The organism is Williamsia deligens, assembly GCF_024171765.1.
GTDB lineage: Bacteria > Actinomycetota > Actinomycetes > Mycobacteriales > Mycobacteriaceae > Williamsia_A > Williamsia_A deligens.
Genome location: NZ_JAMTCI010000004.1, coordinates 1 through 13,411, shown reverse-complemented (window position 1 = coordinate 13,411; position 13,411 = coordinate 1). Strand labels below are relative to the sequence as shown.

13 protein-coding genes and 1 pseudogene are annotated in these 13,411 nt (G+C 66.3%); 4 read left to right on the top strand and 10 right to left on the bottom strand.

Going from position 1 to position 13,411, the window contains the following annotated elements; translation table 11 throughout:
* The first annotated feature begins 120 nt into the window (after nucleotides 1–120).
* Complete coding sequence (locus LX14_RS18890; RefSeq protein WP_253648930.1) at nucleotides 121–612, top strand: DinB family protein; 492 nt, start codon at nucleotides 121–123, stop codon at nucleotides 610–612.
* 186 nt (nucleotides 613–798) lie between these two features.
* On the opposite strand, the gene LX14_RS18885 is transcribed toward LX14_RS18890, so the two are convergent.
* Both LX14_RS18885 and LX14_RS18880 read right to left on the bottom strand, forming a co-directional pair.
* On the bottom strand, nucleotides 799–1,557 hold the full coding sequence (locus LX14_RS18885) for a hypothetical protein (protein ID WP_253648929.1): 759 nt from the start codon (nucleotides 1,555–1,557) through the stop codon (nucleotides 799–801).
* An 84-nt stretch (nucleotides 1,558–1,641) separates the two neighbouring features.
* Nucleotides 1,642–2,019: a hypothetical protein gene (locus LX14_RS18880; protein ID WP_253648928.1), complete on the bottom strand. Its 378-nt coding sequence runs from the start codon at nucleotides 2,017–2,019 to the stop codon at nucleotides 1,642–1,644.
* Nucleotides 2,020–2,026: 7 nt separating this feature from the next.
* On the opposite strand from LX14_RS18880, the gene LX14_RS18875 reads away from it, so the two are divergent.
* Nucleotides 2,027–2,518 carry a hypothetical protein gene (locus tag LX14_RS18875; RefSeq protein WP_253648927.1) on the top strand — a complete coding sequence of 164 codons (492 nt, stop codon included), beginning with the start codon at nucleotides 2,027–2,029 and terminating at the stop codon, nucleotides 2,516–2,518.
* 164 nt (nucleotides 2,519–2,682) lie between these two features.
* Here LX14_RS18875 and LX14_RS18870 read toward each other — a convergent pair whose 3' ends face one another.
* Both LX14_RS18870 and LX14_RS18865 read right to left on the bottom strand, forming a co-directional pair.
* The gene (locus LX14_RS18870) at nucleotides 2,683–3,348 is read right to left on the bottom strand and encodes a LysE family translocator (protein WP_253648926.1); all 666 of its coding nucleotides are present in this window, start codon (nucleotides 3,346–3,348) and stop codon (nucleotides 2,683–2,685) included.
* A 155-nt stretch (nucleotides 3,349–3,503) separates the two neighbouring features.
* Nucleotides 3,504–4,157 (bottom strand): HD domain-containing protein, encoded by a 654-nt coding sequence (locus LX14_RS18865; RefSeq protein WP_253648925.1) that lies wholly within the window; start codon nucleotides 4,155–4,157, stop codon nucleotides 3,504–3,506.
* Nucleotides 4,158–4,268: 111 nt separating this feature from the next.
* Between LX14_RS18865 and LX14_RS18860 the strand changes: the two are divergent.
* A pseudogene (locus tag LX14_RS18860) lies at nucleotides 4,269–5,260 on the top strand (GlxA family transcriptional regulator).
* Between the two features lie 109 nt (nucleotides 5,261–5,369).
* Here the strand turns inward: LX14_RS18860 and LX14_RS18855 are convergent.
* The 3 genes from LX14_RS18855 to LX14_RS18845 form a co-directional block, all read right to left on the bottom strand.
* The gene (locus tag LX14_RS18855; protein WP_253648924.1) at nucleotides 5,370–5,822 is read right to left on the bottom strand and encodes a hypothetical protein; all 453 of its coding nucleotides are present in this window, start codon (nucleotides 5,820–5,822) and stop codon (nucleotides 5,370–5,372) included.
* A 598-nt stretch (nucleotides 5,823–6,420) separates the two neighbouring features.
* The gene (locus LX14_RS18850; protein ID WP_253648923.1) at nucleotides 6,421–6,999 is read right to left on the bottom strand and encodes a hypothetical protein; all 579 of its coding nucleotides are present in this window, start codon (nucleotides 6,997–6,999) and stop codon (nucleotides 6,421–6,423) included.
* A gap of 146 nt (nucleotides 7,000–7,145) precedes the next feature.
* The gene (locus tag LX14_RS18845; RefSeq protein ID WP_253648922.1) at nucleotides 7,146–7,745 is read right to left on the bottom strand and encodes a hypothetical protein; all 600 of its coding nucleotides are present in this window, start codon (nucleotides 7,743–7,745) and stop codon (nucleotides 7,146–7,148) included.
* A 930-nt stretch (nucleotides 7,746–8,675) separates the two neighbouring features.
* Between LX14_RS18845 and LX14_RS18840 the strand changes: the two genes are divergently transcribed.
* Nucleotides 8,676–9,302 carry a hypothetical protein gene (locus tag LX14_RS18840; protein WP_253648921.1) on the top strand — a complete coding sequence of 209 codons (627 nt, stop codon included), beginning with the start codon at nucleotides 8,676–8,678 and terminating at the stop codon, nucleotides 9,300–9,302.
* A 135-nt stretch (nucleotides 9,303–9,437) separates the two neighbouring features.
* On the opposite strand, the gene LX14_RS18835 is transcribed toward LX14_RS18840, so the two are convergent.
* From LX14_RS18835 to LX14_RS18825, 3 genes are all read right to left on the bottom strand, one after another.
* Nucleotides 9,438–10,475 (bottom strand): DNA-3-methyladenine glycosylase family protein, encoded by a 1,038-nt coding sequence (locus LX14_RS18835; RefSeq protein WP_253648920.1) that lies wholly within the window; start codon nucleotides 10,473–10,475, stop codon nucleotides 9,438–9,440.
* The gene (locus LX14_RS18830; RefSeq protein WP_253648919.1) at nucleotides 10,468–11,925 is read right to left on the bottom strand and encodes a class-II fumarase/aspartase family protein; all 1,458 of its coding nucleotides are present in this window, start codon (nucleotides 11,923–11,925) and stop codon (nucleotides 10,468–10,470) included. The genes LX14_RS18835 and LX14_RS18830 overlap by 8 nt, the downstream gene beginning before the upstream one ends.
* 14 nt (nucleotides 11,926–11,939) lie before the next feature.
* Nucleotides 11,940–13,411: FAD/NAD(P)-binding protein (locus LX14_RS18825; protein ID WP_253648918.1), on the bottom strand; the 1,472-nt coding region annotated here is incomplete at its 5' end.

Genomic DNA, 13,411 nt, shown 5'->3' with positions numbered 1-13,411 from the left:
CGCTGGGGGTCGGACGAGGCGGTGATCGCGCGTTCGGCGGCCAACTCTTCGTCCCGCCATGGCAAACGATTCGGAGTTCGTGACGCTGTTCGCGAATCGATGGCCAGTAGCCTCCTGGCAATGATGGATGCACAGGTCTCGGGTGTCCTCGACGCAAATCGCGCCGCCCTGATCTCCTCGGTGGCCCGCTTGACCGACACGCAGAGCCGGTCTCGCCTGGTGCCGTCACTGACCACCCCGATCGCTCTTGTGAAGCATTGTGCTGCGGCCGAGAGGGTCTGGTTTCAGCGGACCGTCGCTGGTCTCCCCGAGGCCGACTGCGATGGGTATGCGGTCGGCGACGAACAGGGCTGGCTAATAGACCCTGATCAATCGCTCGGCGATGTCATCGCGGAATTCGAAGCGGCGGCCGACCGATCTCGACTCATCGCGCAGACGCCCGATCCGACAGACCGATTCGTTCACTACCGTCGTGGTGAGGTGACCTTTCACTGGATAGGCCTGCACATGATCGAAGAGCTGGCCCGGCACGCCGGCCACGCGGACATTCTTGTCGAGCAGATACTCGCAAGCGCTGCCGTCGACGAAGGGCAACAGCCACAGTCGACGTGAGCCGGTTCGGTGCGCTGTCTGGCGAGACGGGTATCAGCGGGGGTGGCCGCCGCGGGTGACTCTAGTGGCGGTGTGTCAGTCGGTACGCGGCATACAGCGTCGTGGTGATGAGTAGTGCGCTGAGGATCCCGATGACGGGAAACCACAGTCCGATCGGCGCCCATTCGCGGTCCCAGTGGCTGTCGGTCAGGGGAGTCGTGACCGATCCCGCAGCGGATGACCTGTCGTTGATGCGCACGAGGACGGACGGGCGACTTCGTGCGTCAGCATGAGGGCGGCGACGACGACCCCGGTCGCCGGCAACAGGAGCAAGCCGGGCCACCACCGCGGTCCTGCAACGACATCCACCGTGTCGAAGGTGAACATGAAGCCCTTGCTGCCGGGTGTGGTGGTGGGCGGGTTGTCGATCACCACGAGGCGGCGGGTGGCGTATCGCCATCCCAGCGCCCCGGCAAAGCCGACCGTCGATCCGACCAGGGCAACGATGCCCATGAGGGCGCGGACGGTGATCTTCACCCCGAGAAAGCTATCGGCAGCGGGAACTTTTTGCCCGGGCGGCTGCATCCGATGAACCAGCCCGCGTCGTGACGTCGTGGGCCTCGATGCGAGAAAGGAAATGACCATGAATGGTTCACACCGCCTGAGGGTGGGTGGCGTCGGCGCCATCACTGCTGCCGCGGTCTTCGTAGGTGTCCTGCAGGGCAGCGTGGGTGTTGCTGGTGTCGCGGAGGCGAAGCCGGGCAGTTCCGCGTCCGGGTCCAGCAGCCACAGCAACCGCGGACCGAACAAGGCCACACCCCAGAAGACGACCGGCAGCTCGTCGCGGAGCAGCGGCAACCGCGGGTCGAACCAGTCAACCTCGCAGAACACGACTGGTCGTTCGTCATCGCAGTACCAGCAGAACCGCGGACCGAACAAGACCACGCCCGGCGACACCGCGTTCAACGACGACCACCCTCGCAGCGGAGCCGAACCCGACCGGGGCGCCCACAAGGTTCGCCCCGGCGATGTCTCGCCGTCCCCGCGGGCTCAGTCGAACGGTGGCCACGCGGACTTCCGCGAGAAGCCCAGCGGCACAACGTCGAATGCACGGCAGTCCGGCAGTGGCAGCCCGTCGAGCTCGGGAGCTGACGGAAGCACGAATGCCTCACCCCACGCCAGGTCCGAGCCGGGGAGCGCGTCGTCATCGATCCCTGACACACGCGCCCACAACCCCACCGCCGCAACACCGTCGTCGACCCCGTCCCAGCGAGTGACTCCCCAACCGGACGCGAGGACCCAGGACCCCGGCCCCGCAGGGATGCCTGTCCGAATCGGAAGCACGGCCGACGGCGCGAACGTGCCCGGGTCCTCCATCATCAGCTGCGACAACGGATGCATGACTTCGTCCGATCGGTCGTACGGCACGACAAGAGTGTTCACCCCGGATCAGGTCACCCCCGACCACAATCCGCTCACCTCGACCGTCGACATCAGCGAGGCCAACAGCGACTCACGCAGCGGCTTCTGGAACGTGAGCACCGGCAACCCGATGGGCGGTGGCACCGGAATCCCGGTTCCCGACCTTTCCGGACCGAACACCGGTGTCGGCGCCGGCGGGAATGTCAGCAAGCCCGGTAAGGGTGGTGGCGTGGTCGAGGCCAAGCTCACCGACGAGGTCGAGCTGCGCGTCGCTCGAGCCGTGCCTGCGGGGTCCTATCCGGTGCAGACCCAGTTCGGCCCCGGCACCGCGGTCAACTATCGGTATGAGTACGAGAAGCGCACCATCAGAGGTGGCACGCTCGCGGGTATCGGCCCATCCTTCCGATCCGATTGGTCACCCGTGACCCGCGCTGAAGTGGACAACTACCTTCACAGCGGCGTCCACCTACCGAGAATGGTCCAGCCGCACCGGATCACGCCCTAGTACGTCGACAGGGCGCTGACGGCGAAGAGGGGCGCCGGGGACACCCCACTCGATCGATGACTGGATCACACCCGACAGCCTGGGCACGGCTGCTTGTCGATCTGGCGCATCAGGCGTCCTCGGCGTCCCTCTTTCGTCGACCCCCCGACGCGTGGGTGGTTCGTTCAACGGTGGCTGACTGCGAGCCGCAGGCCCAGGGCCAGGAGAACAGTGCCGGTGGCGGCCTCGAGTCGGCGGCGCACGACTGAGCGTCGGAACCATTCGCCGGCGCGATTCACCCCGAGCGCGAGTGCGATGTAGAGCGAGCTCTCGACTGCGACCTGAACGACGCCGAGGGTCGCGGCCGTTCGGAACAGCGGCATCGTGTGAGGCACGAATTGCGGGTACAACGCGAGCAGGAAGATCGCCGCTTTGGGGTTGGCCATCTGGACCGTGAACCCTTCGGCGACTGCGCGGATCACCTGCGACGCGCCGAAGCTCGGAGGAGACATGGGGGATACGGGCGACGCAACGGAGTGCAGCGTCGTGGGCTCAGAACGCAGACGCCACCACGACATGAACGCGCGTAGGGCCAACCAGGTCAGGACGATCGTGCCGACGATCTTGAGGACGACAAAGCCGACCTCCGACGCGGCGACGACTGCCAGGCCCGATGCCACCAACAGGACCCAGGTGTAGAGCCCGAGGCCGGTGCCAGTCAGAGTGGCGAGCCCATGGCGCAGACCGCGCACCGCCGTGCGCTGCACGATCAGAGCGAACGCCGGACCCGGGGTCGCTGTGACCACCACGACCGCGAGCACAAAGGCGGGCAGCAGTTCGACCAGGTCCATGGCCAGTTTCTAGCACCGGTGTCGGCGGCCCGCAGCCTGGTTGTCAGCCACATACCTGGTCAGGGTGCTGAGTGTTCCCGGAGGGTCGACATCGGGCTGTCGGCGACGTCTCGGATGAGCCCTGGGATTGCGAAAGCCGGTGCTGGTTGCGCTTCTTACTCGGGCCAGCTGTTGGCCAGGATGATGTCGACGAAATCTTCGCGAACGAAGGACGGGTCGTAGTGGGCCAGGACATCGGCGTTGACGGTCCCGAAGGTGCTGCCGGGGCGCTTCTCCACGCCCTCGGTGAAGGCGTGCAGAATCCGTCGCTTGAAGTCGGGACGCGGGTGTGCGGCGGTCACCGCGTCGAGCTCCTCCTGCGAGAGGTCGCTGCGCCCGATGCCCAGGACGTCGGTCTCGACGCCAGCTGTCACCAGGGCGGTCTCCGGGTCCAGGAATTCGGGCACGCCGGGAGTGGTGTGTAGTGCGATGCCCAGCCACACCTTGCGGGCGGCGAACTCGTCTGCACCGTGCTCGAGCAGGAAATCCCGTGCGGCGTTCGCTCCGTCGACCTCGAATCGCAGTGCCGACTGGCTCCGAAAGGGCTCTGTGAGCCCGAGGTCATGGAACATGGCGCCGACGTAGAGCAGTTCGAGGTCCACATCGATGTTGCGACGCCGCCCCTGGAGAGCGCCGAACAGGAACACTCGTACCGAGTGGTCGAAGAGAAGGTCGTCTTCGCGCTCGCGGATGAACTCGGTTGTGGCGCGGACGATCGGTGAGTCGGGCACATCGATGCCCGCGACGGTGGCCGTGCGTGACGTCGCCATGGGTGAATCTCTCTGTAGTCGGCCGGTTGTGACTCAAGTCTGGGATCTGTCGGTCCGACCGTGCCATGGCTGATCCGCCGCCTTTCCCTCAGATTGAGACATACTCGATCGATGAGCGGAGCAGCCATCGATCGCGATGTCGTGGTCGTGGTCTTCGACGGGGGGTCAAACTGTTGGATGCAGTCGGCCCGAGTGAGGTCTTCGCCGAGGCGAACCGGTTCGGAGCGCGGTACCGCCTACGCTTCGCGTCACTCGGCGGGCGCGCGGTGATGACATCGCTGGGCACGCCGTTCGCCGTCACCGACGCACTCGAATCGCTCTCCGACGTCGACACGGTCATCGTCGCCGGCGGTGACGACCTGGTGGGACGTCCGATCGACCCTCGCCTGGTCGCTGCGGTCGACACCATGGCCCGTCACACGAGACGGCTCGCATCCATCTGCACGGGAGCGTTCATCCTTGCCCACGCCGGTCTGTTGTCCGGGCGCCGCGCCACCACGCATTGGCGGCACACCCGCCTGTTGGGCAACGCGTTCCCGGACGTGCAGGTGGAACCGGACTCGATCTTTGTCTGCGACGGCAATGTCTTCACCTCCGCCGGGGTATCCGCGGGGATCGACCTCGCGTTGGCGCTGGTGGAGTCCGACCACGGGAGTGGTGTGGTGCGGGACGTGGCGCGGTCGCTGGTGGTGTATGTGAAACGCGCCGGAGGACAGTCCCAGTTCTCGGTCCTCGTCGACGCCCAACCGCCACCACAATCGCCGCTCAGGCTCGTGGCGGATGCCATCACCGCGGATCCCGCCGGCGACCACAGCGTGACGGCCATGGCGTCCCACGCGTCGCTGAGCCCGCGTCAGTTGACCCGGCTGTTCCGCGCCGAGATGGACACCACCCCAGCACGTTTCGTGGAGAACGTTCGCGTGGACGTGGCGCGGTCGGCACTCGTCGCCGGTTACAGCGTCGCCGACAGCGCCCGACGCGCAGGATTCGGTAGCGCCGAGACCTTCCGACGCGCGTTCGTTGCGAATGTCGGCGTCACACCGAAGGCCTACCGCGAGCGCTTTCGGAGCACGGCAGTTCCGGGTTTCGCGATACCGCAGTGAGTACGACTGACGTGGTCACCGGCTGCAGAGGTTTCGAACGAGGCATGCGATTCGGCCTCTGACGACTCTGCCGGAGAGCCAGTAGTTTCTGCTCTCAGCCAGGTACCGGTCATGGACCTCCGGCGAGCAGTTGCAGTAGCGGGGTGGGGGCGGTTCGGATGGTGGTGAAGAGCGCAATGTTCAGGCGTCGGCAGCCGTCGAGTTCGATGGTGAGGTTGGCGCCGCCGGATCCGTCTGGCCGAAAGAGCTGAGCACCTGCGATTTCGGTGGCATAACGGCCGCACGGTGGGGCAGTCGGGGTCGCGGTGGAGTCGTGCAGAAGTTGTGTACTTGCTTCGGGGGAGAGGCGAGTGCTGCCAATGGGTTCGGCGTCTGGACCGTTCGTCGCGCCGGTCAGTCGGTATCGACAGATGGTGGTGGCGGTTACGGACTGGTCAGGCAGCGCGATCGTCGGGCGTCGGGTGACCGGCTTGGCGGCGCTGTCGAGACGCTTTGTGGGCCTGCCGAGCTCGCGGGTGAAGCTGCCGGTGCACGCCTGAGGTGTAGGTGTGGGCAGGGTCATCACTGTGCGGCGCCCCGTTTCGTGTAGTGCTTCGAGTGGGCGGAGGCTCGTCCTGGACGCCACAGGACTCTGTCGGCCAGCGCACCCGCGCCGCGCCGGCGGGGGAGAGGAACCACAGCGCTGCTGGGGCGTTGGGGCTCTCGGCGCACTCTACGAAAGTGCCTTCTCGGGCGCGTTCAGACGGCCGATTCAGGGCCTGGACAACAGCGGCGATATCACCGGTCAATGCGACCTCGTCGATTGTTGCCGAGCCGGTCGCGGGTTGACCGACTTCGCAGCGCATCAGGCCGGTCGGGGTGAACCCGCCTGGTATCGACCCTTCCCCTGCCGGGGCTGGCCCGCGGGGGAGGAATCAGTGAGGCGGGCGACGATGTCGGGAAGAACGCATGACGGCGCGGCAGCGATCTCGGAGGGATCGGGGCGGAACGACTCGGTGGCAATTCTGTTGCTGTTCGGGTCACGCACAGAGAGGCGGAAGTTGTCGCACTGAGTGACGGTTGCGAGCAGCACGCAGGCGGCGGCGAACGCCAGAAACCAGGGCCGCATCGCGGCCATCCGTTCACGTACGGGTACTCCACGCGCGAATTGCACTTGAGCCTCAGCTTGCCCGCGGCTGTGGGGGCGATGAAGGTGGCGGGTATTCGCGGCCGGGCGGGGGTGGCGGCGGAAAGGTCAGCGTTGGTGTCGAGTTCGGAGAGGGAACGACGAACTGGTTCTGGGGGTTCGAGCGCACGGCGGCCGCGGTCGTGGACAGCGGTGTCGATTCCGAGTCATCGGCCTCGGTCTCGGTGATCGCGGGATGACCGTCCTCGGAAACCACGGTGTACCAGTTCAGGGAATCGAGGTAGCGCGTGTAGAAGAGGTACCACTGACCGATTCGCAGTGGTCGGTCGCCGTTGATGGAGGTGTACGCCCCGTCGGTGATGCCACCTTGTTGATTGAGTGTCAGCGACGACGGGACCGTTCCCTTCAGCGACACCGCGGCGGTCACTCTGAACTGCGTCTCAGGTAGAGCGCCGAGCGCCTTGGCCCCCAACGCCGACTCCACCCGGCCCGAAAAGATGTTTGTGGAAATCGCGACCAAGTTCGTGAGGATCGAGGTATCGGCCACGGAGCTCACATCCACCACGCGGGTCGTCGACGCCGAGCCTGTCGGTGAGATCCCGTTGTCGACCATGGTTTGCCCGCACGCAGCAGTTAGCGCAACCAGGCACCCGGCAGCACCTGCCTCGACGAAGGCTCTCACTCGCTTCACACGGCGTAGCCGGCCCGCTGGCTCGGAGTGATACCCAAAACCAATCTTTCGTAGCGTGATCGCCATTCTCAGCGCACCCCGGCGTCGGCTGACGGTGGTTGTGTGGAGGGTGATTGCGTTGGCTGCAGGGTGAGTGTGGTGTTGCTGAGCACGGGTGGGCAGTACCCGCTGAGGGTGACCACTGCGGACCCGCCGTCGGGGTAGACAAAGTTGTATCGCATTACATGCCTCGGGAGGTTGTCCAGATCTGGGCAGCTCATGCCGGGGTTCAGTTTCGTGGCGGTGGCGAACGTCGTGACCAGCGTTGCCAGGGCCGTCCCGGTGTAGGTGGTGGATGGGCCGAAGCGCTCGGAGTGATGCCCAGACGGCGCGATCTCGTACCCGCAGTCGACCGCATAGCGGGGTCCGTCGGGGACCAGCTTTCCCGGGGCGGTGTGGGTCGGCGTGGGCCAGTCGGGACTGTCCACGGTCTCGGGGCAGGTCCAGGTTGCGGCGGACGTCTGAGTGAGTGCCACGCTCCCCGAGGACTCGGCCGACAGATCGGTGGCTTGCCCGCTGCACCCGGTGGCCCCGAGGACCCCGACGAACGTCGCCGCGGCGAACAGATGCCGCGACCGGCGATTGGCGCGCTTCACCAGCGTCCACGCGTCGCGCACCGGGACCGGCACTACGGCACGTCGCCGTGAGGTCGAGCTGGACTTACCCCAACGGCGGTGACTCCTGTTTCTGGACACCGCTGGCCGAGGTTTCATAGTCATCAGATGACATCGTGTGTGCGGCTGGGGCCATAACTGATGTCCTCTGATCGGTTGACCATCGTGGGCCTCGAACCGGATGCGCGGACAACGCCGGCAACTGTCGGCCTCTCGGCGATCGAACCCAAGCTGTTTCCAACTGGGGGGTTCGTGGAATTCGGGAAAGTTCGCAGAGCGTGCTGTGCGACGCTGTCGAGTTAACCGGTCTCGCCCGTTAATTTGTCACAGTGACGTATTGTCGGATGGAGCGTGGCTAGGTGGGGGCGAGTTCTATTGTCGCCGAATCCCGTTCGAGGTCCTCGCGCTGGTTTGTAGATGCCGACCCAGTCGGCCATCAAACGTGGCGCTGAAGTGGGTCCCGTCCAAGTTCGACACAGCCCTCACTGGCCAACCGTGGCTGTCCACCCGTGCGAAGTTCATGGCGAGCGGCTCACCGAGCGGTCTAGACGCCCGGCAGCATGTCTGCAACGTGACAGACGCAGGTCACCCCAGCGCCGATAAGATACATTATGTCAGGTAGTGGGCGAAAACGTCTGCGCTCCTGGGTTCTCGGCCCGTGCGGTAGCCGTTGCGCACCCAGATCGGCAGCTCGAAAGACTCTCAGGGGCTTACGAACGCTCTCGTCGAGGTCGAACGGGATCCCAGCCCGCTGCGCCATGTGCCAGTCAATATTCCACGGGCTGTCGTACAACATCATCCGGGCTACCGCGCGATCCTCGTCGTCCGACTGATACGCGTCCTCACACAGCTGGCACAAGGCCCATTGAGCGCTAAGCGTGTACCCCTTGCCGTACTTCCGATAGTGATTCTTCTCTGGGTCTAGGCAGCCGCGGCCGCGCACCAATGCTCGACGCGATCCTCGAACTCGAGCAGTCACAGCTAGCGGTGATGGCAGCCATCATCGAGCTTGAGATTTCCGAAGCAAACGCCGCCGCGTGGGCACCCCCCGATACCGCACTCATATATGCGCATAACGTCTTTGGTGTCGACCGCGGCGCAGCTCTCGACGCGCTGCCCACTCTCCTCGACGACAATCTGATTGAGACAGTCCAGTCTGGGCCGCGGCAGAACGCAGACCCGAACGTGCCCGTCACACTACGCAACGATCCGGACGATGAGTGCCGCATCGTGCTGTACGGCCGCATCCAGGAAGCACTCGGCAAGACAGTGGTCCCGCAAATCACCGGTCGTGTGGTCCGAGAGCAGTACGAGAAGCTCCGCCTGGAATCGACAATAGTCATCACAGAACCCGGCGCTCCGATATCGTCCGACTCGTCGAGATGGCAGATCAGTTCCCCTACAACCGGATCGATATTCGGACTCGGTCGGTGTGTCCGATGTTGGGGCTGCGAATTGACTACGGCGGTCACCCCATCAGCATGTCGGCCATCTTCAACAGTGCAGCTGATCGAGAGCTTGCCAAAAACGAAGCGCTTGAGGTCGATTCACACGCCTACGGGCGGCGCGTGACCACAACGTCGGTCTTCAGGACCAGTCGACAACCGTCCCCTCCTGGCGTTGCTGCGGGCGGTGTATTTCGCCACTGGCCGATCCGTCGAAGCTACACACGACGGAAAAAGATGGATGCGAGACCCGGGTCCACCTCTATCGATAGTCGAGTACGCCCAACGCAGGGTCACTCTCATGGACATCCTGCGCAACCGAGTCAGCGACCTGGAACGGTCGGTTTACGCCCTTGACGAGCCACGCGGGTACGCCGTCGCTCACGCCGATGATGACGCCTACTGGTTCGTAGAGCTCTCGGCGGTGCGCGTCTACGGCTGCACTCTGCGCGAAAACGCTGGCCGGGCCCCAGTACCTCGTATGTGCGCGTGCTCGGGGTTCGAGGGGGTCGTCTAGGCCGTAGAGCCACCCAATGGCGCGGCGGACAAGAAGATCCCCGGCCACGACACGATCGCGGTCGAACGTTCGGATGGCCAGCCATTCCGCGCTCCACTGGCCGATGCCTGGAACGACGCGCAGACATGCGATGACTTCATCGGTGCCCAGCGCGCCCAGGGACTCTCGGCCGAGTTCACCATCGAGGATCAATCGCGCGAGCGTGATGAGGGTGGTTGCTTTGGCTGCGCTGCAGCCGAATACGCGCATGTCGTCGGCCGTCGTGGTCGCGAGGTGACGGGCGGAGACTACGCCAGCCTGATGGGTTCCGACGGCCACGATGGTGCCGAACCGTTCAACGAGTTCGCGGCGTAGCCGCAGGGCTAGGCGGCCGTGGACCTGCTGGGCGGTAACGATTCTGGCGGCGGCGTGCAGCAGGTCGGGTGTACGCAACAGTGCCATCGATCGGTAGTGACCCAGGGCGGCGTTCACCTGGCTGTCGGCGGCACACAGCTGCTCGAGCTCGCCGTTCGGCAGACGAAACTGAGCAGTAGCCAGACCCCGCACGTCGTGCGCGCTCAGTGGGCGACCCGCTGCGGCAGTCGCGCGCACGTGGGTGCGGTGGCGGTCGGCGCGGAGATCGAGGGCGAGCGCTACCAGGCCCTCGTGCAGTGGGTCGGGTGTGGTGCGCACCAGGGTGGTGCCGTCCCACCGGTCGAGTAGGTCGTCGCCGTGCTGGGTGTGCCCGTCGAGGCAGGTGGTGAGGTCGGCGTCGACGGTGAAGTTGGTGGTGCGTTCATGCACGCGCTGCGACCGCGCCGTCGTGCTCGGTAACGGAGGCCTGGGTGGCAATCTGATGTGCTGCGGACGAGTTCGCGAACAGCTCGAGTGCACGGTCGACTATGAATGGTGCTGCGCCGAGATAGTGGGTGGGGTCGAGGAGTTCGCGGAGCTGGGTGTCCGACCATGCGTCACGCAGGTCTGGGGTAGCGAGGATTTCGTGGTCGAGGGAGGTGCGGTTGCGTTGGGCGGCGAAGGCGGCGCGGGTGAGGAGTTCCTTGGTGGTCTTCTTGCCCAGGTGGGTGGCCAGCGCCGCGGAGAGGCGTTCGGTGACGATCTGTCCACCAGTCATTTCGAGGTTGCGGGCCATCTGGTCAGGATCGGTTTCGAGGCCCGCGGTCAGTTCTGCAGCGGTCGCGGTCGCGCCCCCGGCCAGCCGCAGGGCGCAGCGTAGTGAGTCCCATTCGGCGTGCCAGGCGCCTGCGGGGCGTTCGTCTTCGGCGACCATCGAGGTGAACAGCACTGCGGTGTGCGAGGGGATCTGTGTGGCGGCGGCGCGGATCAAGGCGCTCATGGCGGGGTTGCGTTTCTGCGGCATGGTCGAGGACGCGCCGCGGCCAGGGGCAGCGGGTTCGCGGACTTCGGCGACCTCGGTTCTGGCCAGGGAGATGACGTCGACGGCGATCTTGCCCAGCGCGCCGGCGGTGACGTTGAGTGCGGCAGCGATATCGGCCAGCGGTGTGCGGGTGGTGTGCCAGGGCATCGGTGCTGGGCGCAGTTCGACGGCGTCGGCGTAGTGGTTGGTCAGGTGGACCCACAGGGTGTCGTGGTTGTAGTCGGTGGCGGGTGACTGATCGGCCGCCTGGAGGTAGGAGGCCAGGGTGCCGGCGGCGCCGCCCAGTTGGACCGGCAACGATTCGCGGACCCGTATGCAGCGGGTGCGGGCGTGGAGCACTCCGGCGAGCCAGGTGGCGCATTTAGCGCCGAAGGTGGTGGGCACGGCGTGCATGGCCAGGGTGCGGGCGGCGGCGGGGGTGGTGCGGTGTGCTCGGGCGAGCTGGGCCAGGGAGCGGGCGGTGTCGGTGAGGTCCTCGACGATGAGCTGCAGTGCGCGCGAGGCGATCAGCATCGCTGCGGTATCGAGGATGTCCTGGCTCGTGGCGCCGCGGTGGACGTAGTTGGCGCTGTCGGCGTCGATGGCAGCCACGGCGGTGGTGAGTTCGTCGACGAACGCCACGACAGGGTTGGCGGCACCTTGGGCGGCCACGGCGATGCGGCCGAGGTCGAAGTGGTGTGCGCGGGCGCCGGTTTCGATGTCGATGCGGGCCGCGGTCGGGATGATGCCGAGTTGCGCTTGCGCTGCGGCGAGGCCGATCTCGGCCTCGAGCATCGCGTCGAGCCAGGCGGAGTCGCTGGTGAGCAGCGCGATGGGGCGCCCGGCGTAGATGGGGTTGAGGATGGTGTTCTCAGTCATGGGTGGAGTCCTTGTCAGGCGGCGACCGTGCTACGACGGGTGCCGAAGGTGAGGATGGACCGGGCGATGGCGTCGGCGTCGGCGAGGGTGACGGAGTTGACGCCGGGCCGCGGGCCTGCGGCGGTCACCCAGCGCACGGATTCGGTGGGCACGCCGAGCGCGAAGCGACGGGGATGTGGTGTGCCGGTCGCGGAGATGATGGCGTGGTTGGCTTCGGCGACGTCGAGGCCGCCGGTCTCGTAGGTGCTGCCGTCGGGATTGGTCAGAATGTAGGGCCGCGCGTCGCCGCGGGCGAGGAGGCGTTGCAGCAGAACGTCGCTCGTGCGCCGGATGTCGGGTTCGGGTAGTCGGGCGTCGAGCAGGCTGGTGGCGTGCACGGTGCTGCCGGGCACTTCGCTGGAGGATGCGGTGAAGCCGCCGTCGGGGTCTGGGGTGAACGTTGCTCGTGGCCCGATGAGGGTGACGACGCCGACGCGGATCAGTGCGATGAGTTCGTCGATCTTGTGGGCGGGTGGGCCGATGGATAGGAACGCGTTGGAGGGGGTGTACCAGCGGTCGAGGTGTTCGCGGTAGGAGTCGCCGGTGATGCCGGCGTGGTCGACGATGAGGCGGACCTCGTTGCGCAGGTCGCGCAGCACGTCGAGCGCCGCTTTCACTGCGCCACGCACGTTGCCTTGGCGGGCCAAGGTCACGTCGCGGCACAGGTAGGAAACGACCCACTCCCGGTAGTCGGCGGGGGTCGAGAAGTGGCGGCCGCCGGCAGGGTCGAGCAGGCCGGTCCAGCTCCAGTGCAGGTGGGGTTCGATGTTGTAGTCCGCCAGAATGCGGTGGCGTTCGTCGGGGTCGGTGGCGAGGTAGCGGGCTTGTAGTTCGCTGATGGTGTTCGGACTCAACCGGTTCTGGACGAGCAGCCCGTAGTACACCGACTCGACTTCGGCCGCGATCAGCGGCCACACGTCGCGGCGGAAATCCACGTCGTGGCGCTGCCGGGCCCGCTCGCGCAGGGCGTCGATGACGTCGGGGGTGAGCAGCCGGGGTGTGTGTCTGCCCTCGACGCCTTTCTGGTTGTGGCCGCGGGAGTGGTAGGGAACGCCGCGTCGGGATCCGGCGTAGATGTGGGGCTCGTTACCGGAGGGGACGTAGCGCGGACCGGCGGGAGTGCTGGTCATCGCTCCCCCGCGTCCGATGGTCAGCAGCGTCATGTAGTCGAAGAACGTCAGTCCCAGTCCCCGGATCAGCAGTGGTTCGCCCGCTGCGATGCGCGACAGGTCGGCGTCGGCGGCGTTCTGCGGCGGCAGGTACGTCGACCCGGTCGCCGCCGCGTGGGCGGTGAGGGCGCTGATCTGGGCGTCGGTGGAGCGTTCGAGTGCGAGGTGGCCCTGGGTGAGGACGACGGCGTCGAGGTCGGTGAGCTGACGGCCGCTGTCGAGGGCGACGCATTGGCGCCCACCGGTGCCGTCGGTGACGTCGGTAGCCCAGGCGTGGT

Coding starts and splice junctions, on each gene's coding strand:
- LX14_RS18890 (WP_253648930.1), top strand. CDS start 121: ATGATGGATGCACAGGTCTCGGGTGTCCTCGACGCAAATCGCGCCGCC.
- LX14_RS18870 (WP_253648926.1), bottom strand. CDS start 3,348: ATGGACCTGGTCGAACTGCTGCCCGCCTTTGTGCTCGCGGTCGTGGTG.
- LX14_RS18865 (WP_253648925.1), bottom strand. CDS start 4,157: ATGGCGACGTCACGCACGGCCACCGTCGCGGGCATCGATGTGCCCGAC.
- LX14_RS18855 (WP_253648924.1), bottom strand. CDS start 5,822: ATGACCCTGCCCACACCTACACCTCAGGCGTGCACCGGCAGCTTCACC.
- LX14_RS18850 (WP_253648923.1), bottom strand. CDS start 6,999: ATGGTCGACAACGGGATCTCACCGACAGGCTCGGCGTCGACGACCCGC.
- LX14_RS18840 (WP_253648921.1), top strand. CDS start 8,676: ATGCTCGACGCGATCCTCGAACTCGAGCAGTCACAGCTAGCGGTGATG.
- LX14_RS18830 (WP_253648919.1), bottom strand. CDS start 11,925: ATGACTGAGAACACCATCCTCAACCCCATCTACGCCGGGCGCCCCATC.